Origin of the sequence: Helcobacillus massiliensis (genome assembly GCF_033106145.1) — a bacterium.
Classification (GTDB): Bacteria; Actinomycetota; Actinomycetes; order Actinomycetales; family Dermabacteraceae; genus Helcobacillus; species Helcobacillus massiliensis.
Genome location: NZ_CP136959.1, coordinates 2,414,023 through 2,432,593, shown reverse-complemented (window position 1 = coordinate 2,432,593; position 18,571 = coordinate 2,414,023). Strand labels below are relative to the sequence as shown.

Sequence of the window (18,571 nt, the reverse complement as noted above, 5' to 3'; positions counted from 1 at the left end):
TGGATCAGGACTGCGGGGGTGGGGGCGCGAGCTGGTCGGCGAGTCTGTGGAGTTCGCGGATGAACCGCTCTTCGGAGAAGGTCTCGGCGTGGGCGCGGATCCCGTCGGCCCCGAACGGCGGGTGCTGCTCGAACCGGTCCACGGCGTCGCGGATATCGGCGGGGACGGGGGCGTCGAAGAACAGGCCGTTGGTGCCTTCGCGGATCGTGTCGAGATAGCCGCCGGCGCGCAGCGCGATGGTGGGGATGCCGTGCGCTCCCGCTTCGAGGGGGGTGAGGCCGAAGTCCTCGTGACTGGCGGCGATGAGGGCGCGGGCGTGGGCGTACGCCCAGCGCATCTCGGCGTCGGTGAGGTCTTCGAGGAGGCGTACGTTCGCGGGCGCGTCGGAGCGCAGCTGGTCGCGGAGGGGGCCGCGGCCGATCACGATGAGGCGGCGCTCCGGAGTGTCGCGGAACGCCGCGATGACGCGGTCCACGTGCTTGTAGGGCTGCAGGCGGGACACCACGAGGTAGTGGCCGCCGTCCTCACCCCAGCCGGTGACGGCGGCAGGCATAGTCTGCTCACCGTCGGCGACGGACGGGGAGAACGGCGGGAACAGGGTGGGGGCGTCGATGCCGTAGACGCGGCGGATGCGCTCGCGCACCACGGTGGAGTTGCCGCGGTAGGTGTCCGCGGCGCGGGCGGCGCGCTGGTCCCACGCCTTCAGCGGGGCGGTGAGGACGGCGAGGGCGAGGCGCTGCGGGGAGAGGCGGCCGGCGGAGCCGAGGTAGTCATCGGCCACGTACAGCCAGCGGGCGGGGCTGTGGCAGTACACGGCCATGGCGCCGGTGCGGCCGAACGCGTGCGCCCAGCCGGAGGAGGAGGCGATGACGAGGTCGGCGTCGATCCGCAGGGCGGAGGCGGCCGGTGCGAGCAGCGGCAGGGCCAGGCGCGGATCGCGGCGGAACAGTCCGATGCGGTTCAGCGGGGAGGTGCGGATCCCGACGTCCCGGTATTCGGGGTAGGTCTGGTCCGGTTCGTAGAAGAGGGTGTGGACCTCGGCGTCGGGGAAGGCGCGCACGATCGACAGCACGAGGCGTTCGGCGCCGCCGCGCTGGGTGAGGTAGTCGTGGGCGATGGCGATGCGGGGGCGGCGGGCCCTGGCGTGATCGGTGGTTGCCAGGGCGGTGCGCTCAGCATGCCGATGGCCGGCGAGGGCGGCGCCCTCCACACTGACGGCGATGATTTTGCGCGCGACCGGCGCGGGCAGAACGCGGGCTGCGCGGTCGGCCATTGCGGGCAGGGCGCCGGGGCCGCGGCGCATCGTGCGGGCCGCGAGGTCCACAGCCCTTCCCCACAGGCCCGGCGGGGTGGTCGGAGTGGGCAGCGGGGCCGACGGATGCCGCCGGTGGAACAGAGCGCGGGCGCTGCCGGAGTCGAACGCCTTCGCGGACCGCGCCGCTGCGGAGCGGGCGGGCCCGTGATGCTCGGCGTCGGCTCCACCGGCGATGACGATGGGGATGCCGGCGTCGTGCAAGCGCCACCCGTAGTCGATGTCTTCCCATCCGTAGGAGGTGTACGCGCTGGAGTAGCCGCCGAGACGGTCGTGGACGGCGCGGGGCACGGAACAGCTGGCGGCCCACAGGGTCCAGCGCTGGTCCGCGGGAAGGGCGCCGGCGCGGCGAGCGGAGGCCACGGCGGCGGCTCGGCCGTAGGCGCGGGCGTAGGCGGAGTCGTTGTGGATGTCGCGGGTCAGGCCCACCGCGGCGCACTCCCCGTCCCCGGCGTGGGCGCGGACATGAGCACTGATGTAGCCGGGCGGGACGATGAGATCGTCATCGCAGCGGATGAGGACATCGCCGCGGGCTGCATCGAAGCCGGCGTTCAGGGCGGCGACCCGTCCGCGGTTCTCGGGGAACACGATGGCACGGGCGTCGATGCGGGTCTCGGCATTGACGATCGCGGGGGTGCCGTCGTCCACGCCGTCGACCACGACGATCACCTCGAACGGCGGCGTGCCGTCCTGCTGGGCCGCGAGGGAGTCGAGGAGGGCGGGCACGCGGTCCGCGCCTCGGTAGGAGGGGACGATGACGGAGGCGACGGGCGCGTCGGTGCGGTCGCGGCGGTCGGCTCGTGCGGTGGGATCAGACATGCGCTATTCCGGGGTTGAGGAGGAGGCGGCGGAGGCGGCGGTGGCCGGCGCGCGGGGAGAACATCTCCTCCCAGCGGTCGCGGCCCTCCTGCACCATCGCCGTGTGCTGGACGGGGGTGGCGCTGACGGCGCCGCGGATGGCGTCGGCGAGGGCGGAGGCGTCACCGGATCGGGCGATCCACGGGTGCATCTCCCCCATCACCTCGGGCAGGGCGCCGGCGTCGGAGACGACGACCGGCAGACCCATGGCGAGGGCTTCGGCCGCGACCAGGCCGAACGATTCGGGTGCGACTGAGGGGATCACAGCGAGGTCCACGCGCGTGCGGAACTCCTCCCGGCTGAGGCGCCCGGCGAGTTCCACCCGGTCACCGAGGGCGCTCAGCTGTCGCTGCAGGGAGCGGAAGTCGGCGTCGTCGCCGATGTCGTCACCGGCGATGACGAGCCGGTAGTCGCCGCCGAGGCGGTCGTTCAGGATGTGGACGGCGTCCAGGAGGACATCGAGACCCTTCTCGGGCGTGAGGCGGCCCATGAAGCCGAGGGTGAGGGGGCCGTCGGCCGGCAGCTCCCGCGGCATGAACGGCAGGTCCTCCGTCCAGTTCATCATCACGTGGCCGCCGGGGATGCGGGCCGCCATGAAGGCGGAGGGGACGATGACGCGGTCTGCTCCGACGGTGACGATGCGCGCCTGGGCCCCGGACATCGTGACCGGCAGGTCCTGCATCTCAATGATGCGGCGCCCCATCCCGATGGTGGCGGCGGCCGGCACGGGGCCGTTGCACCAGAGGGGGATGCGGAGGTTGCGCAGGCGCCAGGCGGCGAGCCCGCGCTGGTAGGCGCGCGTTGTGGCGGCGGGCACGGGGTGGGTGTCGAAGCCGTGTGCGGCGGCGCGGTCCACGAGCCCGGAAGGGGAGGCGGGGCCGATCACCAGGGGGCGGTGGCCGAGGACTCGCATGCCGTCGGCGATGGCGAGCAGCATCGTCTCCGCACCGCTGATGGTGCCGGCATTGCTCGCTATGGCGATGGTCGGTGTGGGGGTCATCGGCGCTCAGCCGCTCCTCGCCCATGTCAGGTCGGTCAGGAGCTCTCGAAGCCGGCGGGTGCCCGCCTCTGGTGAGAAGTCCTCCTCGTACCTCCGGCGGGCCCTGCGCAGAAGCGATGCATGGTCATCGCCGAGCTCGTCGATCGCCTTCAGGATAACCCGCGCCAGGTCAGAATCGTTACCGTTTCGTGTCCTGAAGGGGTGCTCGGGCCCGGCCACTTCGGGAAGAGCACCCGCGTCACTGATGATGAACGGCATCCCCGCCGCCATCGCCTCCGCGACGACGAGGCCGAAGGGTTCACGCCAAACGGAAGGGAACACGCACAGGTCCACCTGGGCGAACAGCTCCTCGCGCGGCACCCAGCCGAGGACGCGCACGTCCTCGGTGGTGTCGATGAGGCCCTGGATGATGCGGTCATCTTCGTCGGAGCCGAAACGGTTCTCCCCGCCGAGCACGAGCTCGACTGGGCGGGGGCTCTGCCGCTGGACGATCCGGAAGGCGTGCAGGAGGACGTCGACGCCCTTGTCGCGGGTGAGGCGGCCGAGGAAGCCGATGCGAATGGGGGCGTCCGCCGTGGGCCGCTGCGCAGGTGAGAACCCGGGGTCTTCCACCCAGTTCCACAGTGCGCGCGACCCGTGCACTGTGGATGCCATGAACCGGGACGGCACGATCACGGGAGCCCCATCCGCCCGGGCAACAAACGCCGCCAGTCTGTTGATGCCGACGGGGATGATGTGGAACTCCAGGAGGCGGGGCCCCTGGCCGACGGTGGCGAGCGACGGCACGAGCCCGTTGCACCACAGCGGGAGCGGACGCCCACCCGAACGGCGATTCCGCAGGCGCCAGCGCGCCAGACCGAGCATGTAGGCGGGGCGAGAGGACGCGGGGATGGCGTGGGTCGCGAATCCGCGGTCAGCAGCGGCGTCGATGATCTCAGAGGGCTCCGTCGGCCCGAGGACCAGCGGGCGGTGCCCGATCTCCCGGAGTGCTTCAGCGATGGCGAGAAGCATGACTTCGCCGCCGCCGATGTCGCCGTTGTTCGCGGCGACGGCGATTGTGGGACCTGGCGGAAGGGCTGCCGCTTCGTTCACAGCTCGTGCACGTCCCCCACCCGGTCCACGAGCTGTTGCTCCGGAAGACTCCGCCGCCGCAGATTCCACTTGCCGTTGATCTGTCCCAGCCGAGAAACGCCGAGCCGAAGGACACCGGCGGCATCGGACCGCGAGCGCATCGAAGCTGCTGCGCGGATGAGCTCTGGTCCGATGCTCAGCCACCAAGACCGGGAGTTCTCCTTCCTGAACAAGCCCTCATGCCTCTTCCACACAACGGCCTCGCCCTGGCCCGATCGGAGAACCTTGCGCAGAAGAGTCATCGACGAAGTCGTCGGCCGGAAGAAATACACCATTTCCTCAACGAATCCAACACTCGCACCGGACTCTTGGAGGCGGACGCCGAAGTCAAGGTCGCTTCCGTAGCGCGTATGGGAATGGTCGAAGCCCCCGAAGGCCATGTACACATCATGGTGCATCGCGATGTTCCCACTTCCGACTGCCATCAGCTGTCCGGTTCGGCGGGATGGTGCAACCGAATTCCAGAGCACGTCAGTCCCCGTGCGAAACGGGCTCTCTAGCCGACGGATCGGCCCACCCACCACTTCAGTTTGGGTGAGAGGCTCGACCATAGCTGCAATCCAGCCTCGATCAACGCGGTCATCGGCACCGCAGAACGCAACAGACTCACCTCGAGCTGCTGTGACCCCGACGTTGAACGCATAGGCGGCGCCTTGGACGGCTGACGCATCAACGATTCGCAGCGGGACCGGGAAGGTTTCCTTATGGGCGCGCAGCACCTCGACGGTCTTGTCCTGTGACCCGTTGTCCGCAACGATGACCCCCCAGTCGACCCCTGGGCTGATCTGCGACGCGAGAGCGTTGAGTTGGGTTCCAATGCTGTCGGCCTCGTTGAAGGCCGGGATGACAACTGAGATTCGAATTGGACGATCATTGGTGACCATAACGTTCCCTTCGGGCATTCCCACCTGACACCGTGGGGATTTCGGGTCCTCGCTCCTCAGTGCGCACCAGCCGCTGCATCTGGATTGCGAATCCCATCCCAATCATCCACATCGGCGTGTAGAACACTTCGCCGAGCCGCCACGCGCAGATGAGGATCGCGATGCCCACGGCCTGGGCGTAGAACTCGTCGGCGCTCGGGCTCTGCCGGAACGGCTGCACCATCACGATGACGCTGACCGCCACCACGAAGATCAGCCAGGGCCAGCCGCCCTCCACCAGCGCCGTCAGATACGAGGAGTGGAAGAACCAGGTGCCGCCGTCCATGGACACGACCGCGTCCCCGAGCCCGTTGCCGACGAACCGCGCACTCTCCGCCTTGATCTGGGACGCTTCGTCGATGCGGGCGCGCAGCAGGTCCGAGCCCTCACGATCGGAGAACACGCCGATCTGCGAATAGTCCTCGGAGATCAGGTTGACGACGAACGCGATGATGACAGCGAACAGCCAGCGGCCCACCACCGGCAACTTCGGGGCGATCAGCACCCATCCGAGCGCCGCCGCGTAGGCAGCGAGCGAGGTGCGCGAACCCGTCAGCCACAGCGCACCGGTGAAGAACAGGAAGGTGATGGCGCGCGGTCCCGGCCGCTTCACATAGTGCAACGCCATCAGCCCGACGATGCAGTACGTCAGCCCCGCCACGTTCTTGTCGCCCAGCCAGCCCGTCAGGTACTTGCCGTAGTTCGCGGACACCAGCCCCATGAAGAACAGGGGAACATTGAGCACCAGCGCGGTGGTCATCCCGGCGATGCCGGAGCGCAGGTCGATGCGCCCGGAGGCGAGGAAGAACAGGGCCGCTGTGAAGGCGCTGAACTTGATCAGGCGGCCCTGCCAGTCCGCCGCGATGGCAGCGTCCTGCACGCCCCACATGGACACGAGGAACAGGTACAGCATCGCCAGGATCAGCGCCGCGATCAGCAGCTCCTGGTTCTTCAGCTCCACGCGCGGCCGCCGCATGAACGCAAGCACGCACAGCACCGGCACGATCAGGGTGTACGAATAGACCCCGCCGCCCAGCGGGCCGAGACCGGAGATCAGCAGGAAGAACAGCACGAATTCGGCGATGCGGATGCTGCCGGTCTCACGGGCGTACTCGCCGAGGCGGTCGCGCACCGCGGTGGCGGTCTCGGCGGCGCGGTCGCGGCGTCCGGGAAGCACGGGATGCTGGTCGTGGGTCACCGGCGGCTCACCTCCCTGATCGGTCGGTCGGTCAGCATCCGACGGTACACGGCGGAGATCTGCTCCACCATCCCCTGCACGGAGGGAATCGTCTCCGCGAGCGCGGGCCGCTCCGCCGGCTGCAGGCCCTGCTGCTGGAGGACGTGCGCCACCGCGGGGGCGTCCGACGGGTCGTGGATCAGCCCGGCGCCGCCGGTGATCTCCGCGTTGCCGCCCACATCGGTGGCGACGATGCCGAGCCCGCGGGCTGCGGCATCCAGCAGCGTGTACGACAGGTTCTCCCACGCGGACAGCTGCACCACCACGTCATGGACGGCGAGCGCTGAATCAGAGTCGACAACGCCGGGCATAGTGACGGCGTCATCGAGTCCGAGGCTTGCGATGAGGTCCGCGCAGGCGCCGCGTTCGGGGCCGTCCCCGGCGAGGGTGAGCCGCGCCTCCGGGTGGGTGCGGTGCAGTTCGGCGAAGCCGCGCAGCACACAGTCGAGGCGCTTCTCCGGGGCGAGGCGGGACAGGGACAGGATCCGCAGACCCGCCGCCGGGGCGACTGGCGAGCCCGGCCGGTCAATGCCGTTGCGGATCACCGTGATGGGGGCGCCGCTCCCCCATTGCCGCTGGATCTGCTTCCGGGTCGACTCGCTGACCGCGATGACGTGGTCCGTTCGCCTCAGCCGCGCCGAGTGCAGGCGCGCCTTCACGCGGGCCGCGGCGGCGGAGCGCTGGTAGAGGCGGGAATCGGCGGCGATGCCGTGCTCCGTCGAGACGCGCCGCACGTCGATGCCGGCGGTGGCGGCGCTGACGGCGAGGTCCGCGAACGCCAGATGGGTGTGCACGATCTGCGGGCGAAGCGCGGACACGATGCGGCGCAGCGCCGGGACGGCGGTGCGTGCCCCGTCGGCCGCCCCGATCGGGCCCGTCACCACAGCGGCCCCCGCCGCGCGCAGCTGCCCGGCGAGCGGCCCCTCCGGCACCGCGAACACGAGCCGGTGGCCGGGAATGCCGGCGCGGGCGACGTCCAGCAGGTGGCGCGCCGCCCCGCCGACCTCCGCCACCGGCGCCGCCCACAGCACGAGCGGACGCGCGGCGGGCGCGGGTGTGCCCCTCACATCCACTGCTGCAGGCGGTCCAGGGCCGTGAAGAAGCCTTCGCCGTTGTTGACGTGGCCCATCCAGATCTCCGGGATGAACGGGGCCGACGGGTTCAGGCGGTCGATCCGCTCCGCGAAGTCGCGCCAGTCCACCTCGCCCTCGCCGACCTGGACGCCCTCGCCGTCCACGCCGACGGAGTCCACCACGTGCAGGTGGTCGGAGATCGGCACCATCGCGTCCACGTACTCACTGAACGGGCGGTGCGCGAAGTTCGCGGCGAGCTTCGAATGGGACACATCGAACGTGAGGCGGCGGCCGTACTTCTCGTAGAACCAGACGGTGTCCTCGGGGTCCATGAACAGGTTGTGGAACTGCTGCCCGCCCATCAGCCACGGGAACGGCGGCAGGGTCTGCGCGGTCAGGCGCACGCCCTCCTCGTCCACGCGCTCGAGGCCCTGCTGGATCCGTTCATACATCGGCATGCGCTCCTCGGGGCGCACATGCCGGTCCGGGAGGAACCCGCCCATGGTGACGATGACGATGGGGTCGTCCTTCACCTGGAAGAAGCGGCGCATGTCGCGGGTCATGTCGATGACCTTCTGCACCTCCCGGATGGAGCGCTCGAAGATCTCCTCGTCATCGGAGGCGAGGTTGATGAGGAAGTCCCCGGCGTACAGGTCGGGGGCGTGGGCGGTGAAGAAGCCCGGCAGCGTCTCGTCCGCGGCGAAGAAGTCCAACGGGTCCAGGTCCATGTCCTTCGAGGAGTGGTGGAACTCCAGGAAGTCCGGCTCCGACACCTTCAGCAGGTCCCGGAAGTCGTGGAACCGCACCGGCAGACCCCACGGGCGGCGGAACGCGTACGTGCGGTGCTCCTGCGCCTGCCCGGCGAGATCACCCGGGTAGAAGAAGTCCCCGGCGGGCACGTCACGGTGCAGGGTGGTGCCGATGAGGGCGTCGCGACGGTTCGGCTGCAGGCCCCGCCCGGGTGACTTCACGTCGACGTCGGCGGCGGTGACGGTGTCACCGGCGCGCAGGTCACGGGCCGCGACCAGGGACTTCGCGAGGTTCACGCGGTTCATCAGCTCACCGGTGGACAGCTCCCGCGGCTGCGCGGAGCCGAGCGCCTCCTCCACGTCGCGGATCTCGCGGACCATGCGCTCCAGTTCATCGGGCAGCAGCGACACCTTGTGGTCGTTGCCCTCGAGGGACTTGTCGATCGTGACGTGCTTCTCGATGATGGCGGCGCCGCGCGCCACCGCCGCCACGGGCACGTGCCAGCCGCGCTCATGCCCGGAGTAGCCGACGAGGCAGTCCCCCAGCTCAGCGAGGCGGTCCATGTACTTCAGGTTCACGTCCTTGAACGGCGCCGGGTACGTGGACTGGGTCTGCAGCAGGGCGTAGGGGGCGCCGTGGCCGCGGAGGATGTCGACGGCACCGGTGATCTCCTGCTCCGTGGACATGCCGGTGGAGACGATCATCGGCCGGTGGAAGTCGGCCACGTGGCCGAGCAGCTCATCGTTGGTGAGGTCCGCGGAGGCGATCTTGTAACCGGGCAGGCCGTAGCGTTCGAGAGCGTCGGCGGAGACGATGTCCCACGGAGTGCAGATGGCGTCCACGCCGCGGTCCGCGCAGTGGTCGAACACGCGGAACATGTCATCCGCGCTGAGGGAGTACTTCGCCAGCAGGTTCATCGTGTACTGCGGGCCGAGGTCCTCCCCGTGGGAGTGGCCGCCGCCGGAGCGGTACAGCGAAGCCATGTCCCGCAGCTGGAACTTCACCGTGTCCACACCGGCGCGGACGCATTCGTCCACGAGGCGCTTGGCGAGCTCCACATCGCCCTGATGGTTGTTGCCGATCTCGCCGATGATCAGGGCGGGGCGGCCCGGGCCGATGGTGCGCGATCCGATGGTGAGGGTGTCGTCGCCGGCGGAGCCGACGGACACGAGGCGGCCGGCGGCGTCCAGCACGGGGATGCGGTCCACCCCCGGGCGCAGCAGCGCCTCGATCTGCGGGACGGGGGTGCCGTAGCGGGCGTGCACGAAGTCGCGGTTGGCGATGGACAGAGCCGGCTGCTGCAGGTCCGGAGTGGTCTGGGTGACGAGCCAGCGGCGCACGTCCCCGTCGGTCAGGGACCCCTGCACCGCGCCGTGCTCATCGGCGACGAACACGACCCGGCTGCGGTTCTCCGAGATGCGGGCCAGTGCCTCCAGGATCGAGTCCTGGTCGGTTACGAGGTAGGGGGCGATTGAGCGGTCGAGAATCATGTGAGTGTCCATCCGATCCGGGCGAGCATCTGCTCGGCAGCTGCGACGTCGGCAATGGTGTCGATGTCCACGCCTTCGACCTCGTCGAGGATGAAGAGGGAGATCGTGCCGCCGATGCGGTTGCCGGTGTCACGGTAGATATGGGGCGCGGTCAGGTACAGGCTGCCGTTCTCGAAGTAGAACATCTCCTGCGGCTGGAGGTCCTGTCGGCGGGGCCGGTTGCGCCAGTCGTAGTCGGCGCGGGCCGACGGGTCCTGCCCCGTCGGCGGGTGCCAGAAGAACGGCGACTGGGGCGTCACGCCCACGAGGCTGTCCGCGCCGGTGGTGCGGAACTGGTCGATGGCGCGGCGGATCGTGTCCGGGTGCCGCACGGGGCTGGTGGCCTGAAGCAGCATCACGCCCTCCAGCTCCATGCCGTCCTTCTCCACCTGGTCCATGGCGTGCAGGATCACCGGTTCGGTGGGGGCGGTGTCCACGGCGAGCTCCGCGGGACGGTCGATGATGTGAGCGCCGTAGGAGGCGGCGACCTCCGCGATCTCGGCGTCCTCCGTGGAGACGACCACGTGGACGTCCTCACCGGCGCCGATGGCCTGAGCGATGGTCCACGCGATGAGGGGCTGGCCGCCCACTTCGAGGAGGTTCTTGCGGGGGATCCCCTTGGATCCGCCGCGGGCGGGGATGACGGCGAGGATGCTCACGCGGCACCGCCGAGGGCAGGGGCGATCAGGGTCGCGGGTTCGGCGTCGATGAGCGCGGGGGGCGCCGTCGGCTCCGAGGACCCCCACGTGGCCATGCCGTAGCGGCGCCAGAACTCCACCACCCACATGGGCGGCCGCTCGGCGTACACCCAGCCGGGGATGCCGCGCACGGACGCTTCGAGGACGCCGGTGGAGAACACGGCGACGACCTGGTTCGGCACCTGCGACAGGGGCACGCTGGTGTCCGCGAACTCGATGCCGGCCTTCTTCATCGTCCAGTGCTGGGCGCGGGACAGGGCATCCTCCTCCCGCGGGTGCGGGCGGTAGAGGGCGCCGGTGGAGCGGCAGAAGCGGACGGCGGCGCCGCCGGACACGGTGCGCGGCAGTTCGGCGCCGTGCAGCTGACCGAGGAACACGGGGCGTTCGTCGATATCACCGGCGAGGGGGTTCTGGGCGGCTTCCCACAGATGCTGACTGCCCACCGTGGTGGCGGTGAGGTCGCTGCGGGAGGAGGTCCAGAAGTCAGCGTCGGCGTCGGTCCAGGCGTGCAGGTGCGCTTCGCGCGGCAGCGGCGGCGCGAACGGGGTGAGGGCGCCGTGCTGCACGATGTGCTCGGGCACCCCGGCCCGCTGCGCGACCTCGTGGACGATCGCACCAGCGCCGAGGTAGTGCCCGATGGACAGCACCGCGGTGACGCCCTCGCCGGCGAGCTGCGCGGCGATCGCATCCGGGTCGGTGGGGGCGTCCAGCTCGCGGCGCGTCCAGTCGGCGCCGGTGAGTTCGGGCAGGTCGAGGCCGTCTGGATGCAGGACGGTCACGCCGGTGGAGAGGTAGGGAAGGACGGACAGGCAGGCGGCGCGCGCGGTCGGCGAGGAGGAGTCGACGGCGATGAGGACCCGGCCGGGCGTGGTGCCGGCGCGTTCGGTGAGGGTGAGCGCCGGGGCAGCGGGCGCTTCGGGGGCGCGGCCGCGGTTCCTGATCCGGCCGGTGACGGCGGCCTTCGCGATCTGGAGGCGGCGCTGGGAGTCCTGCCACTGCTGCCAGTCGCTGAGGGACTCGGGGTGTGCGAGCCCCGTGTGGCGAGCGCGGCGCGGGGTCGTCTCTGCTCGGCGCTTGCGGATCATGTCAGCGGGTCCTTCCGGTGCGGGTGCGCTCAGCGGTGAAGGCCCGCGCGGTGCGCAGCAGGCCCATTTCGAAGCGGAAGTTCTCCAGCGGTCGCACGTCCCGGCCGGCGGCGCGGCGGGCACTGTTCCAGCCGAGGTTGATGACGCTGGCGGCGGTGAGGCCGGCGCGGAGCCGACGGGTGCTGAGGTGGCGCGCGGCGTACAGGTCGCGGGCGCTGGTCAGCCAGCCCCGTCGGCGCTCCTCCCCGCCCGAACTGCCGCCGCCGGCGTGCACCACGGTGAGGTCGGCGTCCAGGAGACGGGCGATGCCGCGCTCCGCGAGGCGCTTCTGCAGGTCCACTTCTTCGGTGTACATGAAGAAGTCCTCGTCGAGGCCGCCGGCCGCCATCACCTCGGCAACGGGCAGCAGCATGACGGCGCCGCTCACCCAGTCCACGGGGATCATGCCGGTGCCGGCTTCGGCGTTCATGTCGTGGCCCACGGCGGTGTGCAGGATCCGTCGGTGCCGCTGGGAGGCAAGGGGGTGCAGCCATTCCACCACCTGGTGGCCGACGGTCGGGAAGTGCCGGGCGGCGTACCCGCTGTGCCCGTCCTCGGTTTCGTTCCGGCAGCCGATGACGGCGGGCTGCCACGGTTCGGCGTGCTCGAGCAGGTCCGGGAGGAAGTTCGGCGGGAGCTGCAGGTCGGAGTTGAGGACGAGGGCGAGGTCGATGCCGTCCTCGTCGAGGATGCGCAGTCCCGTGTTGACGGCGGCGCCGAAACCGCCGTTCTCCTCGCGGCGGATCAGTTCGGCTCGGCCCGGCAGGACGCTCGCGTCGATGCCGCCGGGGAAGGCGTCGTCGATCACGAGGATGCGCTGCGGGGCGGCTGGAGCGGTCCGGGCTGCCGGGGCGGTGTCGGCGAGGTCAGCCAGCACGCGGGCCGCGTCATCGAGCGGTCCGTAGCTGGGGATGATGACGCCGACGCTGCGCCGCGAGGAGCCCATCAGTTCTGCTCGTCCGTTCCGAGGGAGCGGGCGCGACGGCCGAGGCGGGAGCGGCGCACGGGTCCGGTCGCCGGTTCGTCAGCATCCGTCGGCCGAACAGCGGTTGCGGCGGGCGCCGACGGCGCAGGGCGCTCGGCTGCGGGCGCAGGGCGCTCGGCTGCGGGCGCAGGGCGCTCGGCTGCAGGGGCGGGGCTCGCAGCCGCGGGAGCCGGCTTGGCGGCAGCTGCCGGCGCCGCAGCGATCGCGGCCGACGCGGGCACACCGGCGGGGCGGATCTCCGCATCCTCACCGATGCCGTGCTCCGGCGCCTCGAGGTCCTCCTCGAGCTTGCGCTTGCGGCGGCGCACCTTGTTGCCCTTGCGGTCCTCCGTGTACGTGTACGTGGTCGCCGCGTAGCCGTACGCCGAGTAGCCGTACTCCGCGTCACCGTAGGCGAGACGGGTGATGAGGTTGCCGGAGGCACGGTTCATGACCGCGCCGAGCACGGTGCCGCCGACGGCGCGCACCGACTCGATGGAGCGGCTCAGCCCCTCCACGCGGGTGCGGCCCGGGACCGCGACGATCAGGGCGCCGTCCGTGTGGCGGCTGAGCAGAACAGCGTCGGTGACGGCGAGGATCGGCGGGGCGTCGATCACCACGAAGTGGTCCGCGGACAGGCGCGACACGATGTCCGCCATGCGGTTGGAGCCCAGCAGCTCCGACGGGTTCGGCGGAATCTGGCCCGCCGGCAGGATGGACAGGCCGCGCACTCTCGACGGCTGCAGCGCGTCCTCGAGGTCCGCGGAACCGGCGATCAGCTGCGACAGGCCAACCGCGCCGTCCACCTGGAACGCCTTCGCGACCGTGGGGCGGCGCAGGTCGGCGTCGATCAGGATGACCTTCTCACCGGAGCGGGCGATGACGCGCGCCAGGTTCGCCGCCACGGTCGACTTGCCCTCACCGGGCGCGGACGACGACACCACGATGGAGCGCGGCGGGTTGTCCACGTTGGCGAAGCGGAGGTTCGTGCGCAGCTTGCGCAGCGCCTCCTTCGAGTGGAACTCCTTCGGCTCCGGCAGCTCCCCGGACTTCGAACGAGTGAGGTCGCGGGAGTCCGGCAGCACGCCGAGCGCCGTGACGGGGGTCTTCGACTTGATGTCGTCCACGGTGCGCACGCGGGAGTCGTTGCGGTTGCGCAGCCAGGACAGCGCGAGCGCCAGCACCAGGCCGGCGGCGGCACCGGCCGCGGCGTGCTTCATCCGGTTCGGCGCAACGGGGGCGCTCGGGACGTCCGCCGCCTCATACGAGATGAGGGTCATCGGCGCGTCCTTGGAGTCGCGGTCACCGGTGAGCAGGAACGCGCCCTCGCGGTTCACGGCGGTGATGGACGAATTCGCGATCTCCTGGGCGCGCTGCGGAGACGATGCGCGCGCCTTCACGGTGATGATCGGAACGTTCGGGTCGATCGATGCCGTCAGGTTCGAGGCGATCGCGTGGGCGCTGGTGCCCTGCAGGCCCAGATCGTCGATGACGGCCTGGCCGACAGTCGGGGTGTTGAACAGCGGCAGATAGGTCTGCGCGGTTCCGTACTTCTCCGCGTCCCCACCGGCAGCGGGGACGCTGCCCCCCATGGGGATCTCCTGCCCGTTCGCGTCCTTCTCTACGCGGGCGGTCACGTAGCCGAGCGCCGTCGCCTCGTAGACCGTGGGCTTGGTGTACGAGAAGGCATAGCCACCCGCGAGGCCGAGCAGCGTGAGCAGACTGATCAGCAGTGCGTTGCGCAGGAGAAGCCGGAAGAAGTCTTCAATAGTCACTGGCGTACCGTCGTTTCCGAGATGTGATCGTCTCCGTCAGAATAGCGACTGCACAAGTGCAGACCATCCAACACTACGACGCATCTACCGCTTGGTCGACCAATTCGGACACCGCAAAGGTCACAGCACGGTCTCCGAGCCGGTCTCAGCTGGTCCGGCCGCTCCGGTCCCGTCGGCCGCCTCGACAGCTGACCAGGAATTGGCCCCTTCTTTACCGCACGCGACCCGTCTCTTGGCCGCTCGGCGCCGCTTCTGCCTCGTCCGTGGGGCGCACGGCACTCGCATGGAAGTACAGCGCGAACGGGTGACCGCCGTGCTCCACCACATCCACGGTGAGGCCGTACACCTCCTGCATCACCGGCGGCGTCACGATCTCGGCAGGCGTCCCCTGTTCGATCACGCGGCCCTCCCGCATCGCGATGATGCGGTCCGAATAGGCGGAGGCGAAGTTGATGTCGTGGATGACCACCACCACGGTCTTCCCGAGCTCCTTCGCCGCCCGCTGCAGCACGCTCATCATCGCGACGCCGTGCGGCATGTCGAGGTTGTTCAGCGGCTCGTCGAGCAGGATGTACTCGGTGTCCTGGGCGAGCGTCATCGCCACGAACGCCCGCTGCCGCTGACCGCCGGACAGCTCGTCAAGGAACCGGCCCGCCAGGTGGCCCATGTCCATGTAGTCCAGGGCGCGGTCCACGTGCACGCGGTCCTCGATGGTGGGGCGGCCCTTGGAGTGGGGGTAGCGGCCGAACGCCACCAGGTCCCGCACCGTGAGGCGGATGTCCAGGTGGTTGTCCTGCCGCAGGATCGCGAGCCGCCGCGCCAGCACCGCCGAATCCGTCGCGGCAACATCCAGGCCGTCCACGCTGACGCGCCCGCCGTCCATCGTCAGCAGGCGCGCCATCATCGACAGCAGGGTGGACTTGCCGGCGCCGTTGGGGCCGATGATGGAGGTGAGGCCGCCGGTCTGGATCAGCAGGCGGACATCGTCCACCACGGTGGTGGTGCCGTACCTCTTGGTGACGCCGTCGCAGATGATCATGGCTCACAGCCCTTTCTTGCGGATGAGCAGCAGGATGAACAGCAGGCCGCCGGCGAAGTCCACCACCACGCTGAGGGCGGTGGCGAAGCCGAGGACGCGCTCGAGGATGAGCTGGCCGCCCACGAGCGCGATCACGCTCATCACCGCCGCCATCGGCAGGGTGTGCCGGTGCTTCTCGGAGGCGACCGTCGCGTACGCCATGTGCGCGACCAGCAGGCCGAAGAACGTGGTGGGACCCGCGAGCGCCGTCGCCGCGGACACCAGCAGGGTCACCGCGATCAGCACCAGCATCTGGATCCGCTGGTACGGGATGCCGAGGCCCACGGCGAGGTCGCGGCCCAGCGCCATCACATCGAGCACCCGGTGCAGACGCAGCAGCACCGCGATCCCGATGCCGAGCAGCACCGCGGCGGTGGCGAGCGCGGGCACGGTGGTGAGGTTGAAGCTGGCGAAGCTCATGTCCTCCAGCACCTGGAACTCGTTGGGGTCCAGCAGGCGCTGAATGAAGCTGATGAGGGAGCGCAGCAGCACCCCGAGGATGATCCCGACCAGCAGCAGCACATGCAGGGCGCGCCTCGCCCCGATCAGCAGCCACCCGTAGAGAGCGGTGGAGACGATCATCATGACGGCCGCTTGGATCGCGAACACTGTCCAGTCCTCCGCCTGCTGGATGCGGGCAGCGCCGAACATCACGATCGTCACCGTCACCACCATCATGAACAGGGCGTCGAAGCCCATCACGGAGGGGGTGAGGATGCGGTTGTGGGTGATGGTCTGGAAGCCGACGGTCGCCATCCCGATCGCGGATCCCACCAGCACCATCGTCAGCACCGTCATGGACCGACGGCGCAGGATGTACTGCCACGCACCGCCGAGGTCGATGGTCAGGAACACGCCGATCAGGACGACGGCTAGGGCGGCGGCGATGCCGATGCGGGCCCACGGGCCGAGGGCCTGCAGGCTGCGCAGGGCCGACGGGAGCCGCAGAGCGCGGCTGGATCCGAGGCCGGCATCCGTCGGCCCCTCCACCTCCGCGGAGCGGGTCTCGTAGCGGGAGTCAGTCAACGGGGGTGCTCCTCTTCAGCAGGAGGATGAGGAAGATCAGCGACCCGGCGATGCCCATCACCACGCCGAGCGGCACTTCGTAGGGGTAGCGGACGAGGCGGCCGACGATGTCGCAGGCCAGCACGATGCCGGAGCCGAGGAACGCGACCCAGGGGATGGCGCGGCGGATGTTGTCGCCGATGAACAGGGCCACGATGTTCGGCACGATCAGGCCGAGGAACGGGATCGCGCCCACGGTGATCACCACAACGGAGGTGGCCAGGGCCACCAGGCTGAGGCCGATCGTCATGACGCGGCGATGGTTGAGGCCGAGGTTCGTGGTGAAGTCCTCGCCGAGGCCGGCGACGGTGAAGCGGTCCGCCATGATCCACACGGCGATGACCACGAGCGCCAGTAGCCACAGCATCTCGTAGCGGCCCTTGACCACCCCGGAGAGGTCCGCGCTCATCCATGCGCCGAGGCCCTGGGACAGGTTGCCCTGGTAGGCGATGAAGGTGGTGACGGAGGAGATGATGCCGCCGAGCATGAGGCCGATCAGCGGGACGATGAGGACGTTGCGCATCGGCACCGCCCGCAGGATGGAGATGAACAGGGCGGTTCCCGCGACCGCCGCGGCGGTGCCGAACAGCATCTTCGCCCAGATCGGCAGACCGGGCGCCACGAGGGTGGCGATGAGCAGGCCGAATGCGGCGGATTCAGTAGTGCCGGCCGTAGAGGGCTCCACGAAGCGGTTGCGGGTCAGCATCTGCATGACCACGCCGCAGATCGCCATGGCGGCGCCGGCGAGGATGAGGGCGACGGTGCGCGGCAGGCGGGACTGGCTGATCAGGTCCCAGGAGGCGGCCGGGTCGGAGAGGGACAGGCGTCCTACGCCGACGGCGAGGGAGCAGGCGGCGAGGACGGCGACAGCCGCCGCACAGGCGATCAGTGCGGCGGCGTTCGCTGTTCTCTCCCGCCGGGGGACGACGGGAAGGGCGCGGGCGGTCACTTGGCTGCTGCGAGGCCCTTCTCGGCGTCATCCAGGATGGAGTTGAGGGAGGCGATGCCGGTGCTGGAGATGTACCAGGCGTGGGAGTCGACGTACACGACGGAGTCGTTCTTGAACGCGTCGGCGCGCTTGACCACGTCATTGTCGAGGACGGCCTTGGCTCCCTTGCCTTCGTCGCCGATGGCGGCGTCGCGGTCCACCACGAATGCGCGGGCCGGGTTCTTCTCGGCGATGAACTCGAAGGAGATGGTGTCGCCGTGGGCTGCGTCCTTGGTGGACTCCACCATCGGCTTGAAGCCGAGGGCGTCGTAGATGATGCCGCCGAAGCGGGAGCCGGGGGCGTAGGTGCTGACCTTGCCGCCGGAGACCATGAGGATGGCGGTAGTGCCGTCGAGCTTCTCGGCCTTCTTCCTGATGTCCTCGACGCGAGCGTCGATCTCCTCGATCTTCTTCTTCGCTTCCTTCTCCTTGCCGAAGACCGCGCCGATCTGTTCGGTCATGGTGGTGAAGCTCTTCAGGAAGTCCTTGGGGTCGACCGTGAAGTCGAGGACGTTCTTCGAAATGGGGGTGAGCTGGTCGTAGAGGCCGGCGGAACGGCCGGCGATCATGATGAGGTCGGGGCCGGCCTGGGCGATGGAGTCGAAGTCCGGTTCCTTCAGGGCGCCGGTGTCGACGATCTTGTCGCTGGAGAACTGGGACTTCAGGCGCTCCGGGAGGTTCTTCTTCGGCACGGCGACGATGCTGTCGGTGAGGCCGAGCTCCACCATGGTGTCCACGAGGCTGATGTCGAGCACGGCGACCTTGCCGGGGTTCTTCGGGGCGGTGGCCTTCCCGCGGGCGGTGGTGACCTCGACGGTCCCGCCGGAGGCGGATCCGGACTTCCCGGAGTCGGATTTCCCGGAATCGGCGGAGGAGCTGCCGCAGGCGGCGAGGGTGGCGGTGACAGCGGCGGCGGCTGCGCCGGCGAGGCCCGTGCGCAGGACGGAGCGGCGGGAGAAGGCGGTGGCGCGGATGCGGAAGTCGGTCATGAGGTCTCCGGGATTGTGGGCCGGCTGGGAAAGCACGGTCGTGGTGGTTTGGTTAGGCGAACCTCAGTTCGCGGGAT

At 69.9% G+C, this 18,571-nt stretch carries 15 protein-coding genes; all 15 read right to left on the bottom strand.

The genetic code is table 11. From position 1 onward, the window contains the following. Positions 1-4: 4 nt before the first annotated feature. On the bottom strand, positions 5-2,131 hold the full coding sequence (locus tag R3I40_RS11030; RefSeq protein ID WP_285261981.1) for a glycosyltransferase: 2,127 nt from the start codon (positions 2,129-2,131) through the stop codon (positions 5-7). After that, on the bottom strand, positions 2,124-3,170 hold the full coding sequence (locus tag R3I40_RS11025; protein ID WP_285261982.1) for a glycosyltransferase family 4 protein: 1,047 nt from the start codon (positions 3,168-3,170) through the stop codon (positions 2,124-2,126). Before R3I40_RS11025 ends, R3I40_RS11030 begins: the two co-directional genes overlap by 8 nt. A gap of 6 nt (positions 3,171-3,176) precedes the next feature. Beyond that, the gene (locus tag R3I40_RS11020; protein ID WP_285261983.1) at positions 3,177-4,262 is read right to left on the bottom strand and encodes a glycosyltransferase family 4 protein; all 1,086 of its coding nucleotides are present in this window, start codon (positions 4,260-4,262) and stop codon (positions 3,177-3,179) included. Further along, a complete protein-coding gene (locus R3I40_RS11015) occupies positions 4,259-5,185 on the bottom strand; it encodes a glycosyltransferase family 2 protein (protein WP_285261984.1) in 927 nt (308 codons plus the stop codon). The genes R3I40_RS11020 and R3I40_RS11015 overlap by 4 nt, the downstream gene beginning before the upstream one ends. Continuing rightward, positions 5,172-6,422 (bottom strand): ABC transporter permease, encoded by a 1,251-nt coding sequence (locus tag R3I40_RS11010; protein WP_285261985.1) that lies wholly within the window; start codon positions 6,420-6,422, stop codon positions 5,172-5,174. Before R3I40_RS11010 ends, R3I40_RS11015 begins: the two co-directional genes overlap by 14 nt. Beyond that, entirely contained in the window at positions 6,419-7,528 is a 1,110-nt protein-coding gene (locus R3I40_RS11005; RefSeq protein ID WP_285261986.1) for a glycosyltransferase, read from the bottom strand. Before R3I40_RS11005 ends, R3I40_RS11010 begins: the two co-directional genes overlap by 4 nt. Next, positions 7,525-9,774, bottom strand: a complete 2,250-nt coding sequence (locus tag R3I40_RS11000; protein WP_285261987.1) for an N-acetylneuraminate synthase family protein — start codon at positions 9,772-9,774, stop codon at positions 7,525-7,527. The genes R3I40_RS11005 and R3I40_RS11000 overlap by 4 nt, the downstream gene beginning before the upstream one ends. Beyond that, positions 9,771-10,472 carry an acylneuraminate cytidylyltransferase family protein gene (locus tag R3I40_RS10995; protein ID WP_285261988.1) on the bottom strand — a complete coding sequence of 234 codons (702 nt, stop codon included), beginning with the start codon at positions 10,470-10,472 and terminating at the stop codon, positions 9,771-9,773. Before R3I40_RS10995 ends, R3I40_RS11000 begins: the two co-directional genes overlap by 4 nt. Beyond that, a complete protein-coding gene (locus R3I40_RS10990) occupies positions 10,469-11,596 on the bottom strand; it encodes a hypothetical protein (RefSeq protein WP_259922402.1) in 1,128 nt (375 codons plus the stop codon). The genes R3I40_RS10995 and R3I40_RS10990 overlap by 4 nt, the downstream gene beginning before the upstream one ends. Position 11,597: 1 nt before the next feature. Continuing rightward, positions 11,598-12,581, bottom strand: coding sequence for a glycosyltransferase (locus R3I40_RS10985; RefSeq protein WP_285261989.1), 984 nt, complete (start codon positions 12,579-12,581; stop codon positions 11,598-11,600). Beyond that, entirely contained in the window at positions 12,581-14,374 is a 1,794-nt protein-coding gene (locus tag R3I40_RS10980) for a tyrosine-protein kinase domain-containing protein (RefSeq protein WP_285261990.1), read from the bottom strand. The genes R3I40_RS10985 and R3I40_RS10980 overlap by 1 nt, the downstream gene beginning before the upstream one ends. 211 nt (positions 14,375-14,585) lie before the next feature. Then, on the bottom strand, positions 14,586-15,413 hold the full coding sequence (locus R3I40_RS10975) for an iron ABC transporter ATP-binding protein (RefSeq protein WP_239375630.1): 828 nt from the start codon (positions 15,411-15,413) through the stop codon (positions 14,586-14,588). Between the two features lie 3 nt (positions 15,414-15,416). Next, the gene (locus R3I40_RS10970; RefSeq protein ID WP_239375632.1) at positions 15,417-16,478 is read right to left on the bottom strand and encodes an iron chelate uptake ABC transporter family permease subunit; all 1,062 of its coding nucleotides are present in this window, start codon (positions 16,476-16,478) and stop codon (positions 15,417-15,419) included. Further along, entirely contained in the window at positions 16,471-17,466 is a 996-nt protein-coding gene (locus R3I40_RS10965; RefSeq protein WP_239375634.1) for an ABC transporter permease, read from the bottom strand. Before R3I40_RS10965 ends, R3I40_RS10970 begins: the two co-directional genes overlap by 8 nt. Then, positions 17,463-18,494, bottom strand: coding sequence for a siderophore ABC transporter substrate-binding protein (locus tag R3I40_RS10960; protein ID WP_285261991.1), 1,032 nt, complete (start codon positions 18,492-18,494; stop codon positions 17,463-17,465). Before R3I40_RS10960 ends, R3I40_RS10965 begins: the two co-directional genes overlap by 4 nt. Between the last annotated feature and the right edge of the window lie 77 nt (positions 18,495-18,571).

Coding starts and splice junctions, on each gene's coding strand:
- R3I40_RS11030 (WP_285261981.1), bottom strand. CDS start 2,131: ATGTCTGATCCCACCGCACGAGCCGACCGCCGCGACCGCACCGACGCG.
- R3I40_RS11025 (WP_285261982.1), bottom strand. CDS start 3,170: ATGACCCCCACACCGACCATCGCCATAGCGAGCAATGCCGGCACCATC.
- R3I40_RS11015 (WP_285261984.1), bottom strand. CDS start 5,185: ATGGTCACCAATGATCGTCCAATTCGAATCTCAGTTGTCATCCCGGCC.
- R3I40_RS11000 (WP_285261987.1), bottom strand. CDS start 9,774: ATGATTCTCGACCGCTCAATCGCCCCCTACCTCGTAACCGACCAGGAC.
- R3I40_RS10990 (WP_259922402.1), bottom strand. CDS start 11,596: ATGATCCGCAAGCGCCGAGCAGAGACGACCCCGCGCCGCGCTCGCCAC.
- R3I40_RS10985 (WP_285261989.1), bottom strand. CDS start 12,581: ATGGGCTCCTCGCGGCGCAGCGTCGGCGTCATCATCCCCAGCTACGGA.
- R3I40_RS10975 (WP_239375630.1), bottom strand. CDS start 15,413: ATGATCATCTGCGACGGCGTCACCAAGAGGTACGGCACCACCACCGTG.
- R3I40_RS10960 (WP_285261991.1), bottom strand. CDS start 18,494: ATGACCGACTTCCGCATCCGCGCCACCGCCTTCTCCCGCCGCTCCGTC.